This window comes from Rhodococcus daqingensis (assembly GCF_042665615.1).
Taxonomy (GTDB): domain Bacteria; phylum Actinomycetota; class Actinomycetes; order Mycobacteriales; family Mycobacteriaceae; genus Rhodococcus_G; species Rhodococcus_G daqingensis.
Map to the genome: position 1 here is coordinate 127,564 of NZ_JBHTCS010000001.1, position 22,538 is coordinate 150,101.

The 22,538-nt window shown below is 69.3% G+C and carries 22 protein-coding genes; 6 read left to right on the forward strand and 16 right to left on the reverse strand.

From position 1 onward, the window contains the following. Positions 1-4: 4 nt before the first annotated feature. Genes ACFQS9_RS00640 through ACFQS9_RS00650 form a run of 3 tightly spaced genes read right to left on the reverse strand, consistent with a single transcriptional unit; the run spans position 5 to position 2,005 of the window. A complete protein-coding gene (locus ACFQS9_RS00640; RefSeq protein ID WP_378400498.1) occupies positions 5-247 on the reverse strand; it encodes a helix-turn-helix transcriptional regulator in 243 nt (80 codons plus the stop codon). Then, positions 237-1,079: an ABC transporter permease gene (locus tag ACFQS9_RS00645; protein ID WP_378400500.1), complete on the reverse strand. Its 843-nt coding sequence runs from the start codon at positions 1,077-1,079 to the stop codon at positions 237-239. Before ACFQS9_RS00645 ends, ACFQS9_RS00640 begins: the two co-directional genes overlap by 11 nt. Then, positions 1,076-2,005, reverse strand: coding sequence for an ABC transporter ATP-binding protein (locus ACFQS9_RS00650; protein WP_378400502.1), 930 nt, complete (start codon positions 2,003-2,005; stop codon positions 1,076-1,078). The genes ACFQS9_RS00645 and ACFQS9_RS00650 overlap by 4 nt, the downstream gene beginning before the upstream one ends. A gap of 123 nt (positions 2,006-2,128) precedes the next feature. On the opposite strand from ACFQS9_RS00650, the gene ACFQS9_RS00655 reads away from it, so the two are divergent. Further along, complete coding sequence (locus ACFQS9_RS00655; RefSeq protein WP_378400504.1) at positions 2,129-2,728, forward strand: phosphoribosylanthranilate isomerase; 600 nt, start codon at positions 2,129-2,131, stop codon at positions 2,726-2,728. A gap of 26 nt (positions 2,729-2,754) precedes the next feature. On the opposite strand, the gene ACFQS9_RS00660 is transcribed toward ACFQS9_RS00655, so the two are convergent. From ACFQS9_RS00660 to ACFQS9_RS00670, 3 genes are read right to left on the reverse strand one after another with little or no spacing between them, the layout of a single operon-like run. Beyond that, positions 2,755-4,800 (reverse strand): serine/threonine-protein kinase, encoded by a 2,046-nt coding sequence (locus ACFQS9_RS00660; protein WP_378400506.1) that lies wholly within the window; start codon positions 4,798-4,800, stop codon positions 2,755-2,757. Between the two features lie 9 nt (positions 4,801-4,809). Continuing rightward, complete coding sequence (locus tag ACFQS9_RS00665; RefSeq protein ID WP_378400509.1) at positions 4,810-5,718, reverse strand: hypothetical protein; 909 nt, start codon at positions 5,716-5,718, stop codon at positions 4,810-4,812. A gap of 16 nt (positions 5,719-5,734) precedes the next feature. Continuing rightward, the gene (locus tag ACFQS9_RS00670) at positions 5,735-7,471 is read right to left on the reverse strand and encodes a hypothetical protein (protein WP_378400511.1); all 1,737 of its coding nucleotides are present in this window, start codon (positions 7,469-7,471) and stop codon (positions 5,735-5,737) included. Between the two features lie 234 nt (positions 7,472-7,705). On the opposite strand from ACFQS9_RS00670, the gene ACFQS9_RS00675 reads away from it, so the two are divergent. Both ACFQS9_RS00675 and ACFQS9_RS00680 read left to right on the forward strand, forming a co-directional pair. After that, a complete protein-coding gene (locus ACFQS9_RS00675; protein ID WP_378400513.1) occupies positions 7,706-8,323 on the forward strand; it encodes an FHA domain-containing protein in 618 nt (205 codons plus the stop codon). A gap of 147 nt (positions 8,324-8,470) precedes the next feature. Continuing rightward, entirely contained in the window at positions 8,471-8,983 is a 513-nt protein-coding gene (locus ACFQS9_RS00680; protein ID WP_378400515.1) for a hypothetical protein, read from the forward strand. 50 nt (positions 8,984-9,033) lie between these two features. Here the strand turns inward: ACFQS9_RS00680 and galK are convergent, their stop codons facing one another. Both galK and galT read right to left on the reverse strand, forming a co-directional pair. Continuing rightward, the gene (gene galK / locus ACFQS9_RS00685) at positions 9,034-10,245 is read right to left on the reverse strand and encodes a galactokinase (RefSeq protein WP_378400517.1); all 1,212 of its coding nucleotides are present in this window, start codon (positions 10,243-10,245) and stop codon (positions 9,034-9,036) included. Further along, complete coding sequence (galT, locus tag ACFQS9_RS00690; protein WP_378400519.1) at positions 10,242-11,384, reverse strand: galactose-1-phosphate uridylyltransferase; 1,143 nt, start codon at positions 11,382-11,384, stop codon at positions 10,242-10,244. The genes galK and galT overlap by 4 nt, the downstream gene beginning before the upstream one ends. 189 nt (positions 11,385-11,573) lie before the next feature. Here galT and ACFQS9_RS00695 point away from each other — a divergent pair, with 189 nt between their 5' ends. Continuing rightward, the gene (locus tag ACFQS9_RS00695) at positions 11,574-12,398 is read left to right on the forward strand and encodes a DUF5602 domain-containing protein (RefSeq protein WP_378400521.1); all 825 of its coding nucleotides are present in this window, start codon (positions 11,574-11,576) and stop codon (positions 12,396-12,398) included. A 9-nt stretch (positions 12,399-12,407) separates the two neighbouring features. Here the strand turns inward: ACFQS9_RS00695 and pyrE are convergent, their stop codons facing one another. The 5 genes from pyrE to ACFQS9_RS00720 all read right to left on the reverse strand — a co-directional run bounded on the left by pyrE (position 12,408) and on the right by ACFQS9_RS00720 (position 16,472). Continuing rightward, entirely contained in the window at positions 12,408-12,938 is a 531-nt protein-coding gene (gene pyrE / locus ACFQS9_RS00700; RefSeq protein ID WP_378400523.1) for an orotate phosphoribosyltransferase, read from the reverse strand. Between the two features lie 46 nt (positions 12,939-12,984). Continuing rightward, entirely contained in the window at positions 12,985-13,593 is a 609-nt protein-coding gene (locus ACFQS9_RS00705) for a LemA family protein (RefSeq protein WP_378400525.1), read from the reverse strand. A 136-nt stretch (positions 13,594-13,729) separates the two neighbouring features. Beyond that, positions 13,730-14,536, reverse strand: coding sequence for a type III secretion system chaperone family protein (locus tag ACFQS9_RS00710; RefSeq protein WP_378400527.1), 807 nt, complete (start codon positions 14,534-14,536; stop codon positions 13,730-13,732). A gap of 79 nt (positions 14,537-14,615) precedes the next feature. Beyond that, positions 14,616-15,626, reverse strand: a complete 1,011-nt coding sequence (locus tag ACFQS9_RS00715) for a DUF5666 domain-containing protein (RefSeq protein ID WP_378400529.1) — start codon at positions 15,624-15,626, stop codon at positions 14,616-14,618. Between the two features lie 108 nt (positions 15,627-15,734). Then, positions 15,735-16,472, reverse strand: a complete 738-nt coding sequence (locus tag ACFQS9_RS00720; RefSeq protein WP_378400531.1) for a FadR/GntR family transcriptional regulator — start codon at positions 16,470-16,472, stop codon at positions 15,735-15,737. Between the two features lie 303 nt (positions 16,473-16,775). Between ACFQS9_RS00720 and ACFQS9_RS00725 the strand changes: the two genes are divergently transcribed. Further along, positions 16,776-17,468, forward strand: a complete 693-nt coding sequence (locus ACFQS9_RS00725) for an MspA family porin (RefSeq protein WP_378400534.1) — start codon at positions 16,776-16,778, stop codon at positions 17,466-17,468. Positions 17,469-17,566: 98 nt separating this feature from the next. Beyond that, positions 17,567-18,235: an MspA family porin gene (locus tag ACFQS9_RS00730; RefSeq protein WP_378400536.1), complete on the forward strand. Its 669-nt coding sequence runs from the start codon at positions 17,567-17,569 to the stop codon at positions 18,233-18,235. Between the two features lie 193 nt (positions 18,236-18,428). Here the strand turns inward: ACFQS9_RS00730 and clpB are convergent, their stop codons facing one another. The 3 genes from clpB to ACFQS9_RS00745 form a co-directional block, all read right to left on the reverse strand. Next, complete coding sequence (gene clpB, locus ACFQS9_RS00735) at positions 18,429-20,984, reverse strand: ATP-dependent chaperone ClpB (RefSeq protein ID WP_378400538.1); 2,556 nt, start codon at positions 20,982-20,984, stop codon at positions 18,429-18,431. Positions 20,985-21,152: 168 nt separating this feature from the next. Further along, positions 21,153-21,848, reverse strand: coding sequence for an alpha/beta hydrolase (locus ACFQS9_RS00740; protein ID WP_378400540.1), 696 nt, complete (start codon positions 21,846-21,848; stop codon positions 21,153-21,155). Between the two features lie 34 nt (positions 21,849-21,882). Further along, entirely contained in the window at positions 21,883-22,530 is a 648-nt protein-coding gene (locus ACFQS9_RS00745) for a TetR/AcrR family transcriptional regulator (protein WP_378400542.1), read from the reverse strand. Positions 22,531-22,538: the final 8 nt, after the last annotated feature.

Below are 22,538 nucleotides of genomic sequence, written 5' to 3' on the forward strand. Positions count from 1 at the left end.
GAGGTCACGCAGTCTCGGTGCCCGACCCCAGCCGGGGAAAGGGATCGGTGGAGAACACGACCTCCACCGCCACCTCGAAGTGCGCGGCGATCCGCAACGCCAGATGCAGGCTGGGACTGTATTCGCCGCGTTCGAGATAGCCGACCGTCTGATAGTGGACGCCAAGAGCTTCGGCCAGCTCCCGCCGCGAGATGCCACGCTCGGCGCGCAGCATCGCGATGCGGTTGTAGATGACCTCAGAAGGCACGCTGCATCGCCTTGTCCCGCCGCGCCGCCATCGTGGCGCCGGATTCGTGCCGGGCCATGCGCCGCAACACGATGGGCGCGACGAGCAGGCCCGCGATGGCCCACACCCCCAGCACCGAAGCGGTTTCGAGATGACGCCACGACTGATCGATCTCGATGGTGACCGCATCGGCGGGCAGCAGCGCCGAGCGCATGCCGAGTCCGATCCAGTACATCGGGAACACCTGGCCGAGCGCCTGCAGCCAGCCCGGCAGGGCGGTGATCGGATAGAAGATGCCCGAGATGGCGATCAAACCCATCAACGGCATCGTCAGCAGGAAGGCCGACCGAGTGTCGAGCACACTGCCCAGGATCGCGCCGACGGGCAGCGCGGCCAGCAGGCCGAGCGCCACCACCCACGTGAAGGTCGCCCACGCACCCGGTCCGGACAGCGAGGAGCCGCCGATGATCACCATGCCCACACCGAGCACGATAGCCACCTGCACGATCACCGAACCGGCGGTGGCCACGATCTTGCCGACGAAGTAGCCGACCATGCCCTTCGGAACCGCCTTCGCGCGCAGCAGCGTGCCGTCCTCCCGGTCCAGGACCAGCACATTGAGCAGCGCGTAGAGGCCGTTGAAGGCGATGATGCTGCCGAGCAGTCCGGGCAGTGCCAGCTCGGCGACGGACAGTCCGGGGTCGCCGTACATGCGGTTGCGCAGCAGGAACAGGACGCCGAGTGCGATGGCGGGAGTGAGGAACTGACCGATCAGATCGGGCCCGTTGCTGTACAGCTGCCGCAGTTCGATCCAGCCGCGGGCGAGACCGGCACGGGTGGCAGTGGCGCTCATCGGGTGACCTCCGCGAGGGTGTGGACGGCGTCGGCTTCGTCGCCGGATTCGGCGCGCCGGACCAGGGTCATATAGGTGTCTTCCAGCGAGGCGCGGCGCACCTCGAGCTCACTGATGCCGTCGCCGTGCTGCTTGAACAGCTCGTGCACGAACTTGGTCGACTGGGTGGTGGTGTGGACGAACCGCTGATCGTCCACCGTCCAGCTCACCTGGGCCTCACCGGCGATGGAGCGGGACAGCTCGTCGGGTGAGCCGTCGGCGATGATGCGACCGCCGGCCAGGATCAGGATCCGGTCGGCCAGCTTCTCGGCTTCGTCGAGGTCGTGCGTGGTGAGCAGCACGGTGGTGTCCTCGAGATCGGCGAGCCGGTGCACCAGATCGTGGAAGTCGCGCCTCGCGGCCGGGTCGAAACCGGCGGTCGGTTCATCCATGAACAGCAGTTCGGGCCTGCCGACGACGCCGATCGCTACGTCCAGCCTGCGCCGCTGGCCACCGGACAGGGTGGAGATCTTGGCGCCCGCCTGTTCGGTGAGGCCGACCAGCGCGATGAGTTCATCTGTGTCCCAAGGTCGTTGGACCCTGCCGGTGGAGTAGGGGCGGTAGAAGGCACCCAGATGGTCGAGCAGTTCGCGCACCCGCCACTTCGCGTGGTCACGCCAGGACTGCAGCACGACGCCGATCCGTGCACGCCACAGTTCGTCTCCGTGTTCGGGATCGGACCCGAGCACGTCGACGCGACCGGCAGACCTCCTGCGAAACCCCTCGAGGATCTCGATCGTGGTGGTCTTGCCCGCGCCGTTGGGCCCGAGCATCACCAGCACCTCCCCGCATCCGGCCTGAAATGTCACGTCGTGCAGGACATCGGTGTCGTCGTACCGCATCCGCAGTTGTGCGACATCGAGAACAACCCCGTTGCTCGAAGCCATGAGCCCTCCCAATCATCAACCTTCGATTGTTTGTAGCATAACTACTACATTTCGACGCGGCAATACTTCGTTCCGCGTCCCCTATCCTCGAGTGGACGAACACCCGGACGATCGGCGATCCCAATGACATTCATCAAGATGTGTGGCCTGCGCGACGAGGCGACGGTGGACCGCGCCGTGGCCCTCGGCGTCGACGCGGTGGGATTCGTGCTGGCCCGGAGCCCGCGTCAGGTGACCCCGGAAACAGCCGCACAGCTGCGACAGCACGTCCCCGATGGCGTCCTGGCGATCGGGGTGTTCACCGGAATCGGGATCGCCGACATCGTCTCCGCGGCCGCCACCGCGGGACTCGACGTCGTGCAGGTGCACGACCTGCGGTCCGCCGACGAGGTCTCTGCCCTGCACGACGCCGGGCTGCGCGTCGTGCGGGCGGTGAACACCGGCAGCGCGGGCGACCCCGCGGCGAGCTTCGGCGAGGATCTCCTGCTCATCGACGGCGCCGTGGCCGGGGCCGGGATCACCTGGGACTGGCAGGACCGGTCGCTACTGCCGAGCGGTCGGTGGATCCTCGCCGGCGGCCTCGCCCCCGACAATGTCGCACGCGCCCTGGACGCCAGCGGGGCCTGGGGTGTCGACGTCTCCAGCGGCATCGAGTCGAGCCGCGGCGTCAAGGACCCCGAACTGATGGCGGCCTTCGTGACCGCCGTGCGCGGACGCGGATAGCGAGCGACTCGGGGATCCCACGCCCGTCAGCGGACGGCTGCGCGCCGGGCCCGCCGTTGATCGGCCCGACGATCCTCCTCCCACTGCGCCCGGCGGTAGCGGCGACGCCGTCCGACCCGCGCAGCACCGATCGCCGCGGCCACCCCGGCCAGAACCCCGAGCACCGCGCACACCACGACGGTGGCGACGGTGGGCTGCCGGCCCAACACCACCCAGACGGCGCCGACGACGGCAACCGCGAGGACACCCACGCTCAACGGGAGACCGACGCTCCCGGAGATCCGTCGACGCCCCCGGCGCAACGAGCGGACGAACGATTCCACATACGCGATCCCGAACAGGAACAACGCCGCGACGCCGACGGCAACGGCCGTCGAGATCGCCGATTGCTCGGTACGCACGGGGAACTGCCAGGTCTGAGTCACCCGGCCCGCCTGCAGGAAGGACAGTTCACCGGTGAGTTGCCCCGCCACGAGATACTGACCGCCGAGCGACGGCAGAGTGGCCGCGACGCTGCCGTCCACGGGCACCAGCGGCGCAGTCCGCACCTGCTTCACCGGCTGACCGAAGGCCTTCAGGGTCATGCTCACCGAGTCGGCGGGCACCGGACCGGCCGCGGATACCGCCACGGGCTGCACGAGATCGATACGGACCGGATCGACGACCGCGGGGTCCACCCCCGCGACGGTCACGGCCCCGGGGGGCGGGGTCTGCCCGCCGACCGCCGATCCGAGACCCAGCAGCGCCACCGCCACAGCGATCGCCGCGATCGCGGCCGCGATGCGGTAGGGCACCCGCGGCGACGGGATGTCCACCACCGACCGCACCGGCACCAGATCCGCCTCCGCGACGTCGACCAGTCGCACGCCTCGAGCGTGCACGGAGATCGTCGGGCGCACCGTCGGCGACGTCGGCGACGACACGGGCGCGGTCCGCGGAGGAACCGACCCCGCCGCCGGCTCACCGACACCCGCGACCGTCGGCTCACCGACCCCGCCGACCGTCGGCTCGCCGACCCCGGCAACCGTCTGGCCCCCCTGCGCGATGGTCGGCGGCACGTCATCTCGCGCCGTCGACGCTCCGGTCGACGGCCTGGCCAGCGGCCGCGTCACCGGCAGCGGCTCCCCCTCCACCAGCGTCGGCGGCGGCGTGGTCCCCATCCCGGCGGCGGTCACGATCGTGTCCGCGCCCATCACCGGAATTCCCTCGGTGGCAAGCCAACCCGGCCCCCACCGCCCGGTGGAAGCCGCGGCGAGGGCGACCCCGAATTCCTCGGCCGTCGCATAGCGCTGCTGCGGATCCGTCGCCAATCCCCGCATCACCACCTCGGCGATCTGCTCCGGAATGGTCGGGGCGGTCTCGCTCAGCGGCGTCGGCTGATCGAAGGCGTGCATGAACAGGATCGCCATCGGCTCGTCCGCAGGCGGGAAGGGCAGCGAACCGGAGAGCAGTTCGTAGAGCATCGTCGCCATCGCGTAAACGTCGGTCGCCGGGGACAATTCACCGCCGCGGGCCTGCTCGGGCGCGATATAGGACGGGGTTCCGATGACGTCGCCCTCCCTCGTTGCGAGCGTCTCGTCGCCGCCGACGACCTTCGCGATCCCGAAATCTGTCACCTTGACCGCACCCGACGCGGCGAACATCAGGTTCTCGGGCTTCACGTCCCGGTGCAGGATCCCCCGATCGTGCGCGGCCTTGAGACCGGCCGCGCAGGCGAGCACCACGGCGACGGCCGAGTGCGCGTTCAGTCCGGTGCCGGCGAACCGGTTCCACACCGTCCCGCCGGGCAGCAGCTCCATCACCAGCAGGCAGAGACCGTCGCGCTCGACGTAGTCGTACACCGGAACGACGTGTGGATGATCCAACGACGCGAGCAGTCGACCCTCGGCCGTAAAGCGGTGCCGGACAGCCGGATCGGACGCGAACGCCGGTGGCAGTTGCTTGATGGCCACCGGCCGCCCGAGCGCACGGTGACGGCCCGAGAGCACGACTCCCCAGCCGCCCCGCCCGAGTTCTCCGCCAATGTCGTAGGCGGGCAGGGATTCGCTGACCCGGTCGGTGTCGGGGTCCATGGCTGCGACTCACTTCCGGTTCGTGTCGCGGAGCGTGGCCTGTGCCAATTGTGTGGGCACCGTGGGCCGGGATGCTGGTGTGGGGTGGGCCGGACCGGTAGGCTCGCGCCACTCCACCGCGTCCAACTCGCCCTCGTAGTCCTCTTCGTCCTCGCCCAATTCGTCCTCCCCCAATTCGTCCTCGTCCAGAGGCGTCGGCGTGAGATAGCCGAGGAAGAAGAACCCCACCGCGAAGGCGGCCGCGACGACGAGCCAACGCTCGGTCGTCGGCACCCAGACCCGCAACGCGGACAGGGTGAACACGAGCACCAGTCCGATGCCAATCCCCGGAGTCAGGAACCGCAGACCGCGCCGCCATCGGTTGTGCGGCATCCGGTTTCGGGCGATGGCCAGCACGGTGTCGAGCAGCGCGAGAACGGTGAGGAGAGCAAGGGCGAGCCCGAACAGTCCGTAGACGGACATCAGCGAACCGCGCACATCGGTGACGATCGGTATGTCGACGATCACCTCGCCGCTGCCGTCGAGCATGGTCAGCGAGCCGTTGATGAGTCCGGTGGCCTGGCCATCCAGACCGGACAGGTCGACCGAGTAGGCGATCGTCTGGGTCTCCCCAGGCTGGGCGGTGACGCCCATCGAGCTGTGATAGTCGAAGAAGCTCAGCCCGAGCACGTGACCTGACAGGTCGACCCCGCTGACGCTCACGGCCTCCGCCGAGTTGTTGATCAGCACGATCTCGACCTCCGCCGCGCCCGCCGGATCGAGGCGGACCGGGTGGTCCTGGTCAACGGACGCGACGTCCTGTCCGTTCACGCTCGCTGCCACCCCCACCACCGATTCCGTCTGTGCGACGGCGGAGGTCACCGAGAGTCCGACGATACCGAGAATTGCAATCGGCACCGCGATCAGCCAGGTCTTCATCAGTGCTCCTCAGACTTCAGTTGGATACGGGAAGCAGTCGTCGCCGGTAGATCAGCAGGCCCAACGCCAGGAAGAACACGATGATGACCGCACTGGATGTGGACCCACCCGCCTGGCTGACGAGCACCACCTCGAGCGGCGGCGCGGTCAGCACCGGTCCGCAGTCGGCCGCGACCTCGTAGCGCCCGGCCTCGGTGCCGGACGTCAGCGGCACCCGGAACTCCCCGGCAGGGTCGGACACGGCCTCGCCGGCAGGAACGCCTCCGACGGAAACCCGAACCACGGATCCGGGCGGGCATCCCGCCCCCATCAGGGTCACCGGTTCACCGGGTGCGGCAACGGGGACACTGAACTGCAGGCCGGGTGATGGTGGCTGTTCGGGGGCGCCCGGAATCTGCGGTTGCTGCGGGTCGCCGGGCGTTGTGGGGAGCTGCGCGGGGATGGGCGCCGGCAATCCCGGGACACCGGGAAGGTCAGGAAGGCCGGGAAGGTCAGGAAGACTGGGATCCGGTTGGCCACCGGTGTCCTCGCGGGGGATCGTCGGACCGGGCGGGCACTCCGACGGGACCAGCGGGCACCCCATCGGCAGGAAGTCGATTATGGGGGGAATCCGTGGGGTGGGATCCAGACACTCCGGAGCCTCGGGGGGCCCGATTGTTTGCGTTACGTCCGGTGTACACACCGGCGGCTTCGGCAGCGGAATCGGCTTCGGCCAGCACGGAAACGCTTCGGGTCCGCTCCGGACGCCGGCCCCGGTGGTCGCGCCCACCGGCGGCAGCAGATCACAGCGCTCACCCTTGGCGCGCTCGGGCATCGAGATCACCTTGTATATGCCCTTCGTCACCTCGTATAAGCCCTCCGTCGCCTCGTCCTTCGCCGGCCACTCGTCCTTCGCCGACCCACCCACCTTCGCCGGCCCGCCGTCCTTCGTCACAAAGTCAGTGCAGTGCTTGATCCCGGCGTGCTGGCACGCGGTCGATGACGGGAAACTCTTGATACTCGTATTCGTCTGCTGCTGCTGCTGCGGCGGCTTTATCGGGGTGTATACGGGCGCGGACTCGACCGGTGGCACCTCAACCGGCGGAACATCTCGCGGCACCTCGACCGGCGGGACCTCAACCGGCGGAACATCCCGCGGCACCTCAACCGGCGGAACATCCCGCGGCACCTCAACCGGCGGAACATCCCGCGGCACCTCAACCGGCGGAACATCCCGCGGCACCTCGACCGGCGGGACCTCAACCGGCGGAACATCCGGCGGCGCCTCGTACGGCGGGACCTCAACCGGCGGAACATCCGGCGGCGCCTCGTACGGCGGGACCTCAACCGGCGGAACATCCGGCGGAACATCCGGCGGAACATCCGGCGGCGCCTCGTACGGCGGCACCTCGACCGGCGGAACATCCGGCGGCGCCTCGTACGGCGGCACCTCGACCGGCGGAACATCCGGCGGCGCCTCGTACGGCGGCACCTCGACCGGCGGAACATCCGGCGGCGCCTCGTACGGCGGCACATACGGCGGCGGCTCGACCGGCGGAACATACGGCGGCGGCTGGATCGGCGGCTGCGGGATCGGCCCCGGCGCGATCGGGAACTGCACTTGCGCGAACCCCGGAGCGGCGGCAACTACCTGCCCCGCGGCCTGTGCGGATGTGGTCGGCACCGTCGGGCCGACCAGCCCGACCCATCCGACCGCGATCGACAGGCTCAGGACAGCGCGTATTGCCCGACGTTTGCGTGTTGGTCGGGGCATCCGGACCACTTCCTCAGCTCCACGCTCGACTCATCCAGTCTCCCCTCACTGGGAGGGCGGGACAATAGATCCCACTGGGCTCTCCACCATTCTTGCTGGTAGAACGCCAGAAACCAGCCACCCTGGGGTGGAATGGCTTCACCCCTTCGGCCCATCGGCGCCGGATCGGAACTAGACTGATCAAGCCAAGGGCAAATTTCGTCAGTACCCACCAAGGCGCGCATTGGGGTGGCCGTGACCCAACTGGATGGGCCCCGTCTGAGCTACACCGACGATGACGGGAATCAACGCGAACTCGCGCTGGTCGAGGACTCGCCACGGATCACCGTGGGACGGTCGCGGCAGGCCGATATCGCCCTGGCGTCCGACCACAACGTGTCCCGTCTGCACGCCGCGATCGAGTGGATGGGCACCCACTGGACCATCATCGACGACGGGCTCTCCCGCAACGGCACCTTCGTCAACGGCGAGCGGCTGAGCGGGCGCAGGCGCCTGCAATCGGGCGACAGCATCCGGATCGGGTCCTCGGTGCTGACGTTCCACTACACGCCTCCCAGCGGCGACCTGACGGGGATCGCCGACGCCATGCCGACCCGCGCCGCCCTGACGCCCGCACAGCAGGCGATCGTCGTCGAACTCTGCCGCCCGTACAAGCACAAGGCCGCGTTCGCGAACCCGGCCTCCAACCAGCAGATCGCCGAACGCCTGTTCGTCAGCGTCGAAACGGTGAAAACCCACCTGCGGACGCTGTTCGCGAAGTTCGGCGTGGAGGATCTGCCACAGAACCAGAAGCGCGCCCAGCTCGCGAAACGCGCGATGCAGAGTGGCGTCGTCACCGACAAGGATCTCTGAACAGCATCGCTGCTCGGACCGCCCACAGACCGCCTAGTTGGTTTCGGGGCGGTCACGTGTGACAGCATGGTCGGCGGCCGCTCCGTGGCACTTCGGTGCCCGCGTCGCTGCCGGGGGACTACACACATCACCAAACGGGGGATTCACATGAGTATTCGTAGCTTTGCCGTGCGCGCGATCGGTGCAGGCACCGTCGCCGCGGCCGCCCTGGTCGGCCTGGCCGGTCCGGCATCAGCCGCGCCCGCACCGGCGCCCATTCTGCACCTGGGCTTCAACGGACCGGTTATGCCGGTGCTCGGGCAGAACGCCTTCTGCAACGGGGTCATCGACACCTTCGTCGAGACCGATCCGGCCCGCCCGGGACTCGCCACGGTGGCGTTCACCTCGCGCGGCATGCACGGGGTCGGCCCGGAGTGGGCGGCCAATCCGGTCTGCCGCATCAAGGCCGATATCGTGTGGAACCTCGGCGTGTTCGCGAACCAGGTCAAGACCGTCGAGCTCAACTTCGGCGAACGCCCCGGTGAGACGGTCCGGACGGAGATCAACCCGGGACCCGGTGTTGCCGCGATCAGCGTCCAGGCCCTCTACGTCAACCCTTACTACAACGAGCTCCGGCCGCAGGTGTCGATGGGGGTTATGGGCTACGCGATCATCCCCTGATCCGCGTCGCTCGCTGAACACTCGCTGAACGGGGGTTCGGCGGCCAGGTTTCACGCGAAACCGGCCGCCGGCCCCCGTTCAGCGTGTGAGGGGACGCGACGGGCCGGACCGGCACAGGCGTTCAGGGTCAGGAAGCGCGGTTCGGTGAGCCCGCGGGACCGCGCGGCACCGAGCACCTCGGCCGCCACCTGCTCCGCCGCACCGGCGTCGATGAGCGCGATGGCCGATCCACCGAACCCGCCGCCGGTCATCCGCGCGCCGTACGCCCCGGCCGCGAGCGCCGCGTCCACCGCGCAGTCCAGCTCCGGGCAGGACACCTCGTAGTCGTCGCGCAGCGACACATGCGAGGCGGTCAGCAGCGGACCGATCTCGCGGTGGCGGCCGGAGTCCATGAGCGACAACACCTCCCGCACCCGGCCGATCTCCGAGACGACGTGCCGAGCGCGGCGCCGCAACACCGGATCGGCCAGCGCGGACACATCGTCGACCTCACGCAGCGACGCGCCCAGGGTGGCGGCCGCCTCCTCCACCGACACCCGTCGCTGCGCGTACTGGCCGTCGACCAACTGGTGCGGGGCGCGGGTGTCGATCACCAGCAGCGCCAGCCCCTCCCCCGCCAGGTCGAATCGCACCGGCGCGACCGCACCGTCCCTCGAATCGACGAGCAGGGCGTGACCGGCCTCGGCGCGCAACGAGACGGCCTGGTCCATGCCGCCGGTGGGGGCCAGCGCGATCTCGTTCTCCGCGCGGACGCAGCTGCGGGCGAGCGCGGCGCGGCCGGCGTCGTCAGTCGGCGCCCCGGTCAGGTCCGCCAGCGCGAGCGCCAGCGCGCATTCGAGCGCGGCCGAGCTGGACAGACCCGCGCCGATCGGCACCGATGACTCGACCACGACGTCTCCGCCACCGAAACCGCTGTCCAGCAGCCCTTCTCGACGCTGTGCCCACACCACACCCGCGAGGTACGCCGCCCAACCGGTCGGGTTGCCCGGAGTGATCTCGTCGACCCGACCGGTCCAGGCGCCCAGGCCGGAGCGGCATCGGAGGATCCCGTCGCTACGGCGCCCCACCGCGACGACGGTGCTGTGCGGCAACGCGATCGGCAGCGACAGGCCCTGAGCATAGTCGACGTGCTCGCCGATGAGATTGACCCGCCCCGGCGCTGCCCACACGCCCGCCGGCTCCGCGCCGAACTCGCTCCGGAACCGATCGACGGCGGCGGAGGCCAGGGCCGAATCCGTTACGGGCTCCACCCATTCGCTCACGGCGCGATCTCGCTCGTCGGCTCCGGCGCAATGTCACGGAAGCGCGCCGCGATCCGCTCCGGCGTGGTGTCGCTGATCCAGGCCCCCATCCCGGACTCGGACCCGGCGAGGAACTTCATCCGGTGCGGGGACCGCATCAGCGAGAACAGCTGCAGGTGCAGCCGTCCCAGCTCGCGTCGTTCTCCCGTCGGCGCCTGATGCCAGCCCGCGATGTACGGAAGCCGTTCCACCCCTTCGAAGAATCTGTCGAGCCGACCGAGGATGTCGAGGTAGACGTGGGCCAACTCGTCCAGCTCGGCCTCGTCCAGCGCGGCGAGGTCCGGGACGTCCCGGTGCGGCGCCAGGTGCAGCTCCACCGGCCACCGCGCGGCCGCGGGGACGTAGGCCGTCCAGTGCTCGGCCTCGAGCACGATCCGGCTGCCCACCCGCCGCTCGGCCTCGAGCACGTCGCGCAGCAGCGAGCGCCCCGTCCGCCGCAGGTGCTGCTCGGACTGTCGCAGCAGCGCACCGGTGTTCGCGGGCAGCGTCGGGTACGCGTAGATCTGGCCGTGGGGGTGCGCCAACGTCACACCGATCTCCTCGCCCCGGTTCTCGAAGCAGTAGACCTGCTCGATACCCGGCAGCGCGGACAGTGCGCGGGTCCGGTCGGCCAGGGCACCGAGCACCGTGCGGACCCGGCGGACCGGCAGCTCCGCGAAGCTGCGCCCGTGGTCGCTGGTGAAGCAGACGACCTCGCAGCGCCCGGCCGCGGCCCGTTGCGGCCAGAGGGGCTCGTCGTCCACGTTCTCGGTCGGCGGCGCGACCGCGCTCGTGGCCAGGGAGGGAAACCTGTTCTCGAAGACGGCGACGTCGTAGTCCTCGGCGGGAATCTCCGTCGGCTCCCGGCCGGGACCGGTCGGACACAGCGGGCATGCGTCGGCCGCGGGCAGGAACGTGCGGTCCATCCGATGGGAGGCCATCGTGACCCACTCGCCGGAGAGCACGTCGTACCGCATGGTCGACTCCACCCGGGTCCGCGGCAGGTCCCTGGTGTCGCACAGCTGCCGGGTTGCCGCGCCGCTCAGGAACGGCTCGGAGTCGTCGAAGTAGATCAGCTCGCGGCCATCGGCGAGCACCGTCGTCGTCTTCCGGATCGTCATCGGATCTCGCTCCGCCCCTCACCCCGTGTTGACCGCCGAACAGATTGTGCCCCACCCGTCGCACGGGCATGACCGGCCACCAGGTTCACGCACACAGTTGGCGGGACGCGCCGGAAAGCTCCGGTGTCCGAGGGACGACGGCACTAGCATCGACGGATACGCGAATCACCACGGAAGCCGAGGTGCACGATGCGTCCACACCGCCCGGTTCTGCGCGCCGGCCTGATCGTCGCGTGCGCGACCCTGACGATGGCGGGCGGCACCCGCACACCGGTCGACCACGTCGCCCCCGCAGCGGACGTCGGCGTGTTCTACGGCCCGACACAGCAGGTCGGCGACGGGACCGCCCGCAGCTTCGTGACCCTCGACTCCACGGGGACCCCCACCGAGGTGGGGATGCGCCTGTCCGAGGGTGCGATGTACGACCTGCCCTCGACCCACGACGGTGCGGCGACCTTCGAACTCGATCTCCCCGAGCAGGCCTCGGCGACGGTCTTCGACCACGCCACCCTCGACTGGAACGATCACGGGCACGGACCCACGGGGATGTTCGACAAACCGCACTTCGACATGCACTTCTACATGGCCGACAAGGCCGCGGTTGCCGAGATCGACCCGGCGAGTCCGGATTTCGAGGCAAAGGGTGCGCGCCTGCCGGACCCGAGGCATCTACCGCCGCACTACATTCCGCTGCTCGGGCCGAAGCTCGTTCCGCAGGCCTCCCCGAACATGGGCGTGCACTGGATCGACGTCACCGACGGGGTGATCCCCGGCCCCTTTCAGTTCACGCAGGCGTTCCTCAACGGGACCTGGGACGGCGGCTACACATTCATGGAACCGATGGCGACCCGCGAGTGGCTGCTTACCAAACCGAACACGGTGCGGACCATCGCGCAGCCACAGGCCTACCAGCGCAGCGGGTACCACCCCACGACCTTCGCCATCACCTTCGACGACGCCGCGGACGAATACGTCGTGACGATGGGCGGCATGGTGCTGCGCCAGGCCTCGTGAGGGCGTGCCCTAGAGGCCGAGGTCCTCGAGCCCGAGCAGCGATCGGTACTCCACGCCCTCCGCGGCGATGATCTCGTCGGCTCCGGTCGCGCGGTCCACCACGGTCGCGACGCCGACGACGATCGCGCCTGCCTCGCGCAGCGCGCGCACCGCCGTCAGCGGTGAGTTACCGGTGGTGGTGGTGTCCTCGACGACCAGCACCCGCTTGCCCACCACGTCGGGGCCCTCGATCTGGCGCTGCATGCCGTGCGCCTTGGCCGCCTTGCGCACCACGAAGGCGTCGATCGGCCGGCCCTCGGCATGCATGATCGCCATGGCCACCGGATCCGCACCCATCGTCAGGCCGCCGACGGAATCGAAGTCCCAGTCCGCGACGAGCTCACGCAGCAGCTTGCCGATCAGCGGCGCGGCGCGATGGTGCAGCGTCGCGCGGCGCAGGTCCACGTAGTAGTCGGCCTCCTTGCCCGAGGACAAGGTCACCTTGCCGTGGACCACAGCCAACTCGCGTACGAGCCCTGCGAGCTCCGCCTTCTCCGTCATCGACCGCTCCTCTTCGCGTCCAGGTTCGACGCCCTAGCGTAGTCCGCTAGAGGAGGGCGCCGGGAACGCCCGCGTCCCGGTCTGCCAGGGCGACCGTGTCGTCATGGAATGGCGCCTGCGGGACGACCTCGTGCCGGGCAGGCACCTCGGTCATCTCGGCCTCGTCGGAGCCCACCGGCAACTCGACCACCGTCGCCTCGAACAGCGGCACCTCGCGCCCTCCCATCATCCGCGCAATGAGCCCGGCGGGGATCGCGCGCACCAGCCGGTTCACCGCGGCCGCGCTGTCGTTGTATACCCGGGCCGCGCCGATGATCCGCTGTTCGGTCACCTTGAGCTCGAGCGCGGGTCGCTGAATAGCCCAGTCGTGCTTGACATTCGGGTTGCATTCCACCTCGAACATCAGCCGGTGCAGCGCGACCGACAGCGCGTTCTCGGAGCCGGCCTGCTCGCCGAGGCTCATGCCCTGCTCGCGCAACGCGACGGCCAGCGATCGAGCGCCGACCAACGGGGCCAGGATCTCGGACGGCATCGCGGCGGCCCTGGCCGCCGCGATCAGCTCCGGCGCCTGATCGCACCGCCGTTTGAGTTCCACATCCAGTAGTGCCCGGCTCGCGGTGAGGTTTCCCTCGAATCGACGCAGACGTCGAGACACGGACACCGCCCACACCAGGAGAAGAACAACAGCAACGACCGCCACAACCGTCACAAGAGTCACAGGCGTGCAATCTACTCACACGCTGGGGCGCTCGCACACCGGGTCCACCCTGGGTCCGCGCGCCGGGGCCGATTCAGCCGCGCGGGTCCCGCTCGGCGCCGCCCTCGTGCGGGTACGGCCGGCCGGGATCGTGATTTACGGTGCGCGCCAGCGGAACAACGTTCGGCGCCGAGGGTTCGTCGGAATCCTGCGTCGAGTACGGCGACCGCTCCCAGTCCGGCCTCTCGCGGGCGGCGGGCGCGGCAAGCGGCGGCATGTCGGGCGCGGCATCGGCGACCGGGGGGAGCACGTGCAGGATGCCGGAGAGGCGGGCCACCGCGTCGATCGCGGCATCCCACTCACGACCGTTGCTGGTGACCGGGATCGAGCCGAGAGTCCACTCCCCCTCGCTCCACAGCATCTGGACATGCGGGGGAACGGACTCCGTGAAGTGCACCATGCGCTGATCGCACACGCGACGCGCGATCTCCAGATCGGTGGCGAACACCACCCGCGGCCCGATCGAGCCGAGCAGGTTCATGTCCGCGTCCTTCGGCGGCGGTGTCGACCGGAGCCGGAGGTCGATGTCCACGTCCGACCCGACCGTGCGCTGGACCGCGACGATCGTCGTCGTCTCCTCCAGGTCGAACAGCACGAAGTTCTCGCCGCGCCGGATGCCGTGCACCACGTCGACCGCGCCGAGATACTCCTGCTTGGCGAGCGCGGCCCGGTGCCACTGCGAGGGCAGTCGCTCATCCGACTCGTTGTAGGTGTAGCCCTGCGCCTTCGCCCAGATCTGCCGGACGCGACCGAACTGGTCGCGCCTGCTGCGATCGATGGACAGGAGCACGATCGCGCCCACGAGCGCGATCGCTGAGAGTCCGAACCAGATAAGCGTCATCGCCAGCCACAATATCGACTGAACGGTCCCCGCGCGGCACTCGGCTCGCACGGGGACCAATTCATTTCCGGATCGGCCGTCAGTTTCCGAAGTTGCCGAGGTCCGGGATCGTGGTGCTCACGATCACCCTGGCCAGGACCGACCCGTCGTCACCCTTCTCGCCCTGGACCACGACGGTGTCACCGGCCTTGAGGTCGCTCACCTTGGCGCCGCCCAGCGAGATGACCCGGGTGGACGCGTCGGTGACGACGGTGACCGCGGAACCGCCGATTCCGTCGAGGATCAGGGTCGACCCGTCGTTGGAGGTGATCGTCCCGACGGCCGCACCCGCCGCGCCGATCGCCTCCCCGACACCACCCGGGATCTGCGACAGGTCCGGGCCTGTGGTGGCCGGCGGTTCGGTGGTACGCGGCGCGGTGCTGGGCCGGGGCAGGGTGGGGGTGCTGGTCACCGGACCGGAGGCGCTGCTCGGGGAGTCGGGGCCACCGCCGATCAGCATGACACCGAGGCCGACGACAGCCGCGAGGAGCAGTCCCGCCACGACCAGCGCGACCGCGAGAACGCCCTTGCCGGGGCCCTTCTTCTGCTCGCCGTCGAGGTACGGGGACGCACCGGTCGGCGGTTGCACAGGCGGCTGATCGGCGCCGTACCCCTGGTATGTCGGGTACGCCTGCGTCGCGTTCGGCGGCTGGTTCGGGTCGTACCCCTGATACGTCGGATACGCCTGCGTCGCGCTCGGCGGCTGGTTCGGGTCGTACCCCTGATACGTCGGATACGCCTGCGTCGCGCTCGGCGGCTGGTTCGGGTCGTACCCCTGATACGTCGGATACGCCTGCGTCGCGTTCGGCGGGACCTGGCCATAAGCCTGGTGCGGATCGGTGGTGTAGTGCGGCGTCGACGGTTCGACCGGCCGGTCGAACTGCTGCGTCGCCTGATCGGCGCCGCGGGCCCAGACCTCGGTCGGCTGGTCCGTCGAGGCGTCCTGGGCAGTCGGCTTCCACTCGGCGGTGGGGTCCGGGCCGGCGTCGAACGGCTCGGTGCCGTCGGGAAGGTGCTCCTGGGCCGCGCGCGGATCGTCCGTGTTGCTCATGTCTCGGGCCTGCTCTCTGCGCGGGTGATCGGTATCCCGCCACTGGTCAATTCAGTCCGACCCGCCAGGATAGAGGCGGAACCTGAGACCGCGCTGAAGAGACGGTGGCTACCGCATCACATTCCAGGCGATGGGCCGCGACAGCTCGTCGGGGAACTTCTCCCGCAGGTACGACGTCCACTGCGATACGTGCGCGCGCATCGCACCCTCGGCCGCGTCAGGGTCACCGTCCGCGATCGCGGTGTAGATCGCGAGGTCGTCCTCGACCACCTTGGCCCGTATCCGCTGTGGGTACGCGACCCCGAGCCCGGCCCCGACGAAGACTCCGTCCATCGCGTCGACGAGATGGCCGAACAGTGCATTGCCCGACGCCCACGCAATGGTGTTGTGGAACCGCCGGTTCGCCGCCAGGAACACCTCGAGATCGTCGAGGCGCTCCTCCATGGCGCGCACCGCCTCGGCCAGGCCGAGGCGATGTTCCTCGGTTCGGCGCTCGGCAGCCATCCGCGCCATGAGCGGTTCGAGGCCGACGCGCGCCTCGACGATCGTGCCGAACGGGGACTCCTCGAACTGCAGCAACAGGCCGAGTCCCGTCATCAGGTGGGAGCCGTCGGGTTTCTGCACGGTCGGCCCGCCGCCGGGTCCGGGCTTGATCGAGAGCGCACCGGACAACTCGAGGTAGCGGAGCGATTCGCGCAGCGTGCCCCTGCCGACCTGGTATTGCTCGAGCATCACCCGCTCCGGCGGCAGCCGGTCACCGGGCCGGAGCCCCTCCCGCTCGATGTCCGCAATGATCCGCCGGGCGATGATCATCGCCGTCTTCTGCGGTCGCTCAGCCCTGTCCACCAACACCGCTCCGCCCCCTGCATGCCCGACCCTCCCGTGTACACCCCGGGCCGCCGAATCTTACTGACTGCACGCAGGCTCGGGGACGCAATCCGCGGAGAAGCCCCCTCCCGCCGGTCCCGCCCCACGGGAAACCCACGGTGTGAGATGAGTCTCATTTCCGTAGTGGTGTGGTCCATTGCATTCAATCGAATGATGCGGATAGTTTCTGGTGCACCATTCGGAAGCCAAGCTCACGATCTGACCGGCCTCCGCGCGATGCACTGCTTCCGATCACCAATGACCACCTCTCTAGGGGAACGAATGAGCGAGATCCGCAAGTCAGGCCTGCGCCGTGGCACCCACAGCGCCCGCGCAACGTGTTTCAGTGCAAGCGTCGGCGCAGCCGCGGCACTGGCGATCGGCCTGATGTCGACCGGTGTGGCGCATGCCGACACCTTCGTGCCGCTGCCCGACGGGCAGAAGGCCGGGCCGGGAGCGGTGATCTCGCGAACCGGTGAGAGCGCCCTGATCTCCCCGTCGCTGGCCGCCAACGGCGCCGGCCGCACCGCGTGGGTCTCGGGCACCGTCACCGCCGACGTCAAGGGCATCACCAAGGAAGGCGAGGTGGGGCCGTTCAACGGTGCCACCAACGACAAGGGCACCAACAACTCGTCCACGCACGGGGTCTCGCGGATCAGCACCGGCTACATCGTCGGCTGCCAGGTCGACATCACCGGTCTGGGCGGCTCCATCGGTGCCGGCATCGACCTCTCGGGCCCCTCGATCTCCGGCTCGCTGACCGTTCCGGTCTCGGCCGGCCAGGTCAAGTTCGTGAACGTCGCGGGCAAGGACATCAAGAAGAACGGCAAGTACTCGGTGCAGTACCAGGACACCCAGCTCGAGATCCAGAGCTGCGGCGGCTTCGCCCAGGCCCGTTCGTACACGGTGGTCGAGATCGTCGGCAACGACTACTCGAAGACCACCCTGTACGGCCAGCCGTTCAGCATCGGATAAGAGCGGCTGCGCCGCACATGCGCGATCCGCACCCCCATGCGGGTACCGATCGCGCAGTCCACACCTGACTTGAAACCTTGACCCTCAGAGGGGAATTCATGAACGTCTCCACGATCGGCCTGCGTCGCGGCCTCAAGACCGCCGCCGCCGGCAGCGCCGCCGCCATCGCCCTCGGCTTCTTCTCCGCCGGCGCCGCGAACGCCGACACCTTCGTCCCGCTGCCCGGCGGCACCATCACCAAGACCCTCGCCGACGGCACCGTCGTCACCGTCACCATGACCGGCGAATCCGCGAACATCTCCGGCTCCATGGGCGCGACCCCGCTGCACCGCAACGTGTGGGTCTCCGGCTCCGCGAAGGTCGAGACCTCCGGGGGCGCGAGCGGCACCATCCAGCCCGGCTACATCGTCGCCTGCCAGCTCACCCTCGGCGGCAAGGGCGGCGCCGACACCGGAATGTCCTCCAACTGGGAGGGCGAGGGCGTCAAGCAGACCGCCAAGAGCGCGGGCAACATGTCCATCGGCCCCGGCCAGGCCGTGGACTACAAGATCCTCGACCTCGAGAAGGCCGACGACTTCGGTGCAGAGCAGCACCGGGCGGCCAACCCGTACAAGGGCAACGGCAGCGTCACCTGGGCCGACTCCACCCTCGGCGTGAGCGGCTGCGCCGGCTACGCCCAGGCCCGCTCCTACGTCAAGGTCACCGTCAGCACCGCCACCGTGACCAGCAACGTCACCCTGTGGGGACAGCCCTTCAGCATCGGCTGATCCCCACCCCAGAACGCACCCGGCCTCCCGGCCGCGCCCCTCACGCGACCGGGCCCGGGTGGCGCCGTACTCGTCGGCGCCTCGGCTCGTGGCCTGCCCCCCGGCCCACGAATCGCGGCACCCGCGACGCGGCAACAACGCGACTGTGCGCGAGGTTCTCCACGAACCTCGCGCACAGTCGTCTCTCACGCACCTACCCCAGCACCAGCGAATCTCCGTCGACCGAGACGTTCACGGGCACGGTGTCACCATCGTGAATCTCCCCGGCCAGCAATAGCTTCGCGAGCTGATCACCGATAGCCTGCTGGATCAGCCTGCGCAGCGGGCGCGCCCCGTACAGCGGGTCGTACCCGCGATGCGCCAGCCACTGCTTCGCCGGCCCCGACACCTCGAGGCTCAGCCTGCGGGCCGCGAGCCGCTTCGCCAACTGCCCGAGCTGGATGTCGACGATCGACTCCAACTGCTTCTCCGAGAGCGGATCGAAGATCACCACGTCGTCGAGCCGGTTGATGAACTCCGGCTTGAACGCGTGCCGCACCGCGTCCATCACCTGCTCCCGGGTGCCACCGGCACCCAGGTTCGACGTGAGGATCAAGATGGTGTTGCGGAAATCGACCGTCCTGCCCTGACCGTCCGTCAGACGTCCCTCGTCCAGCACCGCCAGCAGGATGTCGAACACATCCGGGTGGGCCTTCTCGACCTCGTCGAACAGCACCACCGTGTACGGGCGCCTGCGGACCGCCTCGGTGAGCTGACCGCCCTGGTCGTAGCCGACGTATCCCGGGGGCGCACCGACGAGCCTCGCCACCGAGTGCTTCTCGCTGTACTCGCTCATGTCGATTCGGACCATCGCGCGTTCGTCGTCGAACAGGAAGTCCGCCAACGCCTTTGCCAACTCGGTCTTGCCGACGCCGGTCGGTCCCAGGAACAGGAACGAGCCGGTCGGCCGGTTCGGGTCGGCGACCCCGGCCCTGGCGCGACGGACGGCATCGGACACCGCGATCACCGCTTCGTCCTGCCCGACGACCCGCTTGCCGAGCTCCGACTCCATCCGGAGCAGCTTGGCGGTCTCGCCCTCCATCATCCGGCCCGCCGGGATGCCGGTCCACGCGGACACCACGTCCGCGACGTCGTCGGGCCCGACCTCCTCCTTGAGCATTACATCGGAGTCACTGCCGTTGCTGCCGGAGGCCTCGACCGCGGCATCGAGCTTTCGCTCGAGCTCGGGGATCCGGCCGTACCGCAGCTCGGCGGCCTTGCCCAGGTCACCGTCCCGCTCGGCCCGATCCGACTCGCCGCGAAGCGATTCGAGCTGTTCCTTGATCTCGCGGACCGAGTCGATGGCCTGCTTCTCGTTCTGCCACCTGGTGCTGAGCTGGCCCAGCTTCTCGCGGTCGTCGGCGAGTTCCTGGCGCAGCTTGACCAGCCGAGCCTTGGACGCCTCGTCGGTCTCCTTCTCGAGCGCCATCTCCTCGATCTCGAGCCGCCGCACTGTGCGCTCGACCTCGTCGATCTCGACCGGCCGCGAGTCGATCTCCATGCGCAGCCGCGACGCGGCCTCGTCGACCAGGTCGATCGCCTTGTCCGGCAGGAACCGGGAGGTGATATAGCGATCCGAGAGTGTCGCGGCCGCAACGAGAGCCGAGTCGGTGATGCGCACACCGTGGTGCACCTCGTAGCGCTCCTTCAGGCCGCGCAGGATGCCGACGGTGTCCTCCACCGACGGCTCCCCGACGAGCACCTGCTGAAAGCGGCGCTCCAGGGCGGCGTCCTTCTCGATGTACTTGCGGTACTCCTCGAGGGTGGTGGCGCCGACCATCCGCAGCTCGCCGCGGGCGAGCATCGGCTTGATCATATTGCCCGCGTCCATCGCGGACTCGCCGGTCGCGCCCGCGCCGACGATCGTGTGCAGCTCGTCGATGAAGGTGATCACCTGACCGGCCGAGTTCTTGATGTCGTCGAGGACAGCCTTGAGACGCTCCTCGAACTCGCCGCGGAACTTCGCGCCCGCGACCATCGAACCGAGGTCGAGCGAGACGACGGTCTTACCGCGCAACGATTCCGGGACATCGCCCGCGACGATGCGCTGGGCGAGCCCCTCCACGATGGCGGTCTTGCCCACGCCGGGCTCGCCGATCAGCACCGGGTTGTTCTTGGTACGCCGGCTGAGAACCTGGACCACACGGCGGATCTCGGTGTCGCGTCCGATGACGGGATCGAGCTTGCCGTTGCGGGCGGCCTCGGTGAGGTCGGTGCTGTACTTCTCGAGCGCCTGATAGGTGCCCTCCGGGTCGGGGCTGGTCACCCGGGCGCTCCCGCGGACCGCGGTGAAGGCGTCGCGCAGCGCCTGGGGGGTGGCGCCATGGCCGACAAGGAGTTTCGCGACGTCGGAGTCGCCGGAGGCCAGCCCGACCAGGACATGCTCGGTGGAGACGTACTCGTCGTCGAGCTCGGTGGCCAGGTGCTGCGCGGCGGTGAGCGCGGCGAGCGCCTCGCGGCCGAGCTGCGGCGTGGTGGTCGCGCCGGTCGTCTGCGGCAGCCGGTCCACGATCGCCTGGGCCTCGCGGTGCACGGCGGTCGGATCCACCCCCACCGCCTTGAGCAGCGGGGCCGCGATGCCGTCGGTCTGGTCGAGCAGCGCCGCCAACAGGTGCGCAGGCCGGATGTCCGGGTTGCCCGCGGCGGATGCAGACTGCAGAGCGGCGGTCAGTGCCGCCTGAGTCTTGGTGGTCGGAGAGAACGAGTCCACTGGTCACCCCTTCGGAAGACATAGGTCGTCGGCTGCGAGCGCAGCGACGGGGACGTCATTGCCGAGCCTATGCAGGGCCACTCGGCGTTGTCACTCGTACCAACGCCCGAAAGGTTGAGTCTGTTCCGCTCAAGTTTGAGAAACATGGATCCGCTGTGGTGGCGCTGATCACAGTCCGATCCCCGAGCGGTACCGCTCGAGCCGCTCCACCAGCTCCGCCGGGTGCGCCAGCGCGGGCAGGTGGCCGCTGTCCATCTCGTCGCGCGTGATCCCCAGCCGTTCGCGCACCACCCGACGCTGGAACTCCGCGGGGAAGAAGCGGTCCTGCCGGCACAGCAGGAACCGCGTCGGCACGTCCGGCCACGCGGGCAGCGGCCACGGCTTGCGGAACGGTGTCTCGGACTGTTCCCGCACCCCGCCCGCCATCACCGCCTGGATCAGCTCCCGCGGCACGTCGTGCAGGAACATCGTCACCGGATCGAACTCGGCGTCGGGGTCGCGGCCGTCCGCCACGTCCTGCGCGCGGCGGGCGGCCTCCTGCCCCGTGTTCTCCCACCAGTCGCCCGGCGCCTCCCCCGGGGCCGGGACCATCGCCGCGACCAACACCATCAGCGCCACCGGCACCCGCTCGCACACCAGCGGCGCGGTGAACCCTGCCATCGACTGCGCCACCAGGATCACTCCGGTGCGGTCGCCGATCGCGTCGACCACCACGTCGGTGTACTCCGCGAGCCCGGCTGAGTCGTCCTCGCACGGCAGGTCCGGCGTCACCACGTCGTGCCCGCGCTCGCGGAGCAGCGGCGTGACGAACTGCCAATAGGACGAGTCGGATCCGGCGCCGGGGATCAGCACATAGGTGGCCATGACGTCAGTCTGCTCGACGCTCGGCGCCCGCACATCAGGCGAGCGGATATCGCAGCAAGAGCGTCTCGACCAGGAACCGGGCGAAGTCGGTGAGCCGCTCGGGCGTGTTCACGTCGGGGTCCCGGAGCAGTTGCCTGCCGCCCTCCTGCAACCCGCCGAGCAGGAAGCGCACGAGCAAGTCGACATCCACCTCGGCCGCACCCTCGCGACCGGCGAGATACCACCGGGTGATCTCGGCGAACCGGGCCAGGATGAGTTCCTCGGTCCGATCCTTGAACCTGCGCACCGGCTCGGGCGCTCCGCCGTCGACCGGAAGCAGAATCGACTGCCAGCGACTCGGGCATTCCACCACGGCGGCGAAGAAGCCGCGGGCAGCGAGCGTGAACGTCTCCACCGGATCGGTGCCGGAGAGGTCGTCGGGCAGCGAGGCGACGATCTGTGCCAGCGCCCGCTCCCCCTCACGTTCGAGCAGGGCACGAAGGATGTGGTCGGCGTCGTCGAACTGGCCATAGACGACGGGACGGGTGACACCGACCGCCTTGGCGACCGAGTCCACCGAGACCGCGGCGACCCCACCCGCATTGATCAGATCGAGGGCGGCATCGAGCAGTTGTTCCCGGCGCTGCTCGGCCGGAACGCGCGGGGCATAGGGCCGCCGAGCGGAGGTCGTGACGCGAGCCATCGTGCAAG

Bases quoted from the DNA above. Each gene is read 5' to 3' on its own strand.
- ACFQS9_RS00645 (WP_378400500.1), bottom strand. From the start codon at position 1,079: ATGAGCGCCACTGCCACCCGTGCCGGTCTCGCCCGCGGCTGGATCGAA.
- ACFQS9_RS00650 (WP_378400502.1), bottom strand. From the start codon at position 2,005: ATGGCTTCGAGCAACGGGGTTGTTCTCGATGTCGCACAACTGCGGATG.
- ACFQS9_RS00655 (WP_378400504.1), top strand. From the start codon at position 2,129: ATGACATTCATCAAGATGTGTGGCCTGCGCGACGAGGCGACGGTGGAC.
- ACFQS9_RS00660 (WP_378400506.1), bottom strand. From the start codon at position 4,800: ATGGACCCCGACACCGACCGGGTCAGCGAATCCCTGCCCGCCTACGAC.
- ACFQS9_RS00665 (WP_378400509.1), bottom strand. From the start codon at position 5,718: ATGAAGACCTGGCTGATCGCGGTGCCGATTGCAATTCTCGGTATCGTC.
- ACFQS9_RS00670 (WP_378400511.1), bottom strand. From the start codon at position 7,471: ATGCCCCGACCAACACGCAAACGTCGGGCAATACGCGCTGTCCTGAGC.
- ACFQS9_RS00680 (WP_378400515.1), top strand. From the start codon at position 8,471: ATGAGTATTCGTAGCTTTGCCGTGCGCGCGATCGGTGCAGGCACCGTC.
- galT (WP_378400519.1), bottom strand. From the start codon at position 11,384: ATGACGATCCGGAAGACGACGACGGTGCTCGCCGATGGCCGCGAGCTG.
- ACFQS9_RS00695 (WP_378400521.1), top strand. From the start codon at position 11,574: ATGCGTCCACACCGCCCGGTTCTGCGCGCCGGCCTGATCGTCGCGTGC.
- pyrE (WP_378400523.1), bottom strand. From the start codon at position 12,938: ATGACGGAGAAGGCGGAGCTCGCAGGGCTCGTACGCGAGTTGGCTGTG.
- ACFQS9_RS00710 (WP_378400527.1), bottom strand. From the start codon at position 14,536: ATGACGCTTATCTGGTTCGGACTCTCAGCGATCGCGCTCGTGGGCGCG.
- ACFQS9_RS00715 (WP_378400529.1), bottom strand. From the start codon at position 15,626: ATGAGCAACACGGACGATCCGCGCGCGGCCCAGGAGCACCTTCCCGAC.
- ACFQS9_RS00725 (WP_378400534.1), top strand. From the start codon at position 16,776: ATGAGCGAGATCCGCAAGTCAGGCCTGCGCCGTGGCACCCACAGCGCC.
- ACFQS9_RS00730 (WP_378400536.1), top strand. From the start codon at position 17,567: ATGAACGTCTCCACGATCGGCCTGCGTCGCGGCCTCAAGACCGCCGCC.
- ACFQS9_RS00740 (WP_378400540.1), bottom strand. From the start codon at position 21,848: ATGGCCACCTATGTGCTGATCCCCGGCGCCGGATCCGACTCGTCCTAT.
- ACFQS9_RS00745 (WP_378400542.1), bottom strand. From the start codon at position 22,530: ATGGCTCGCGTCACGACCTCCGCTCGGCGGCCCTATGCCCCGCGCGTT.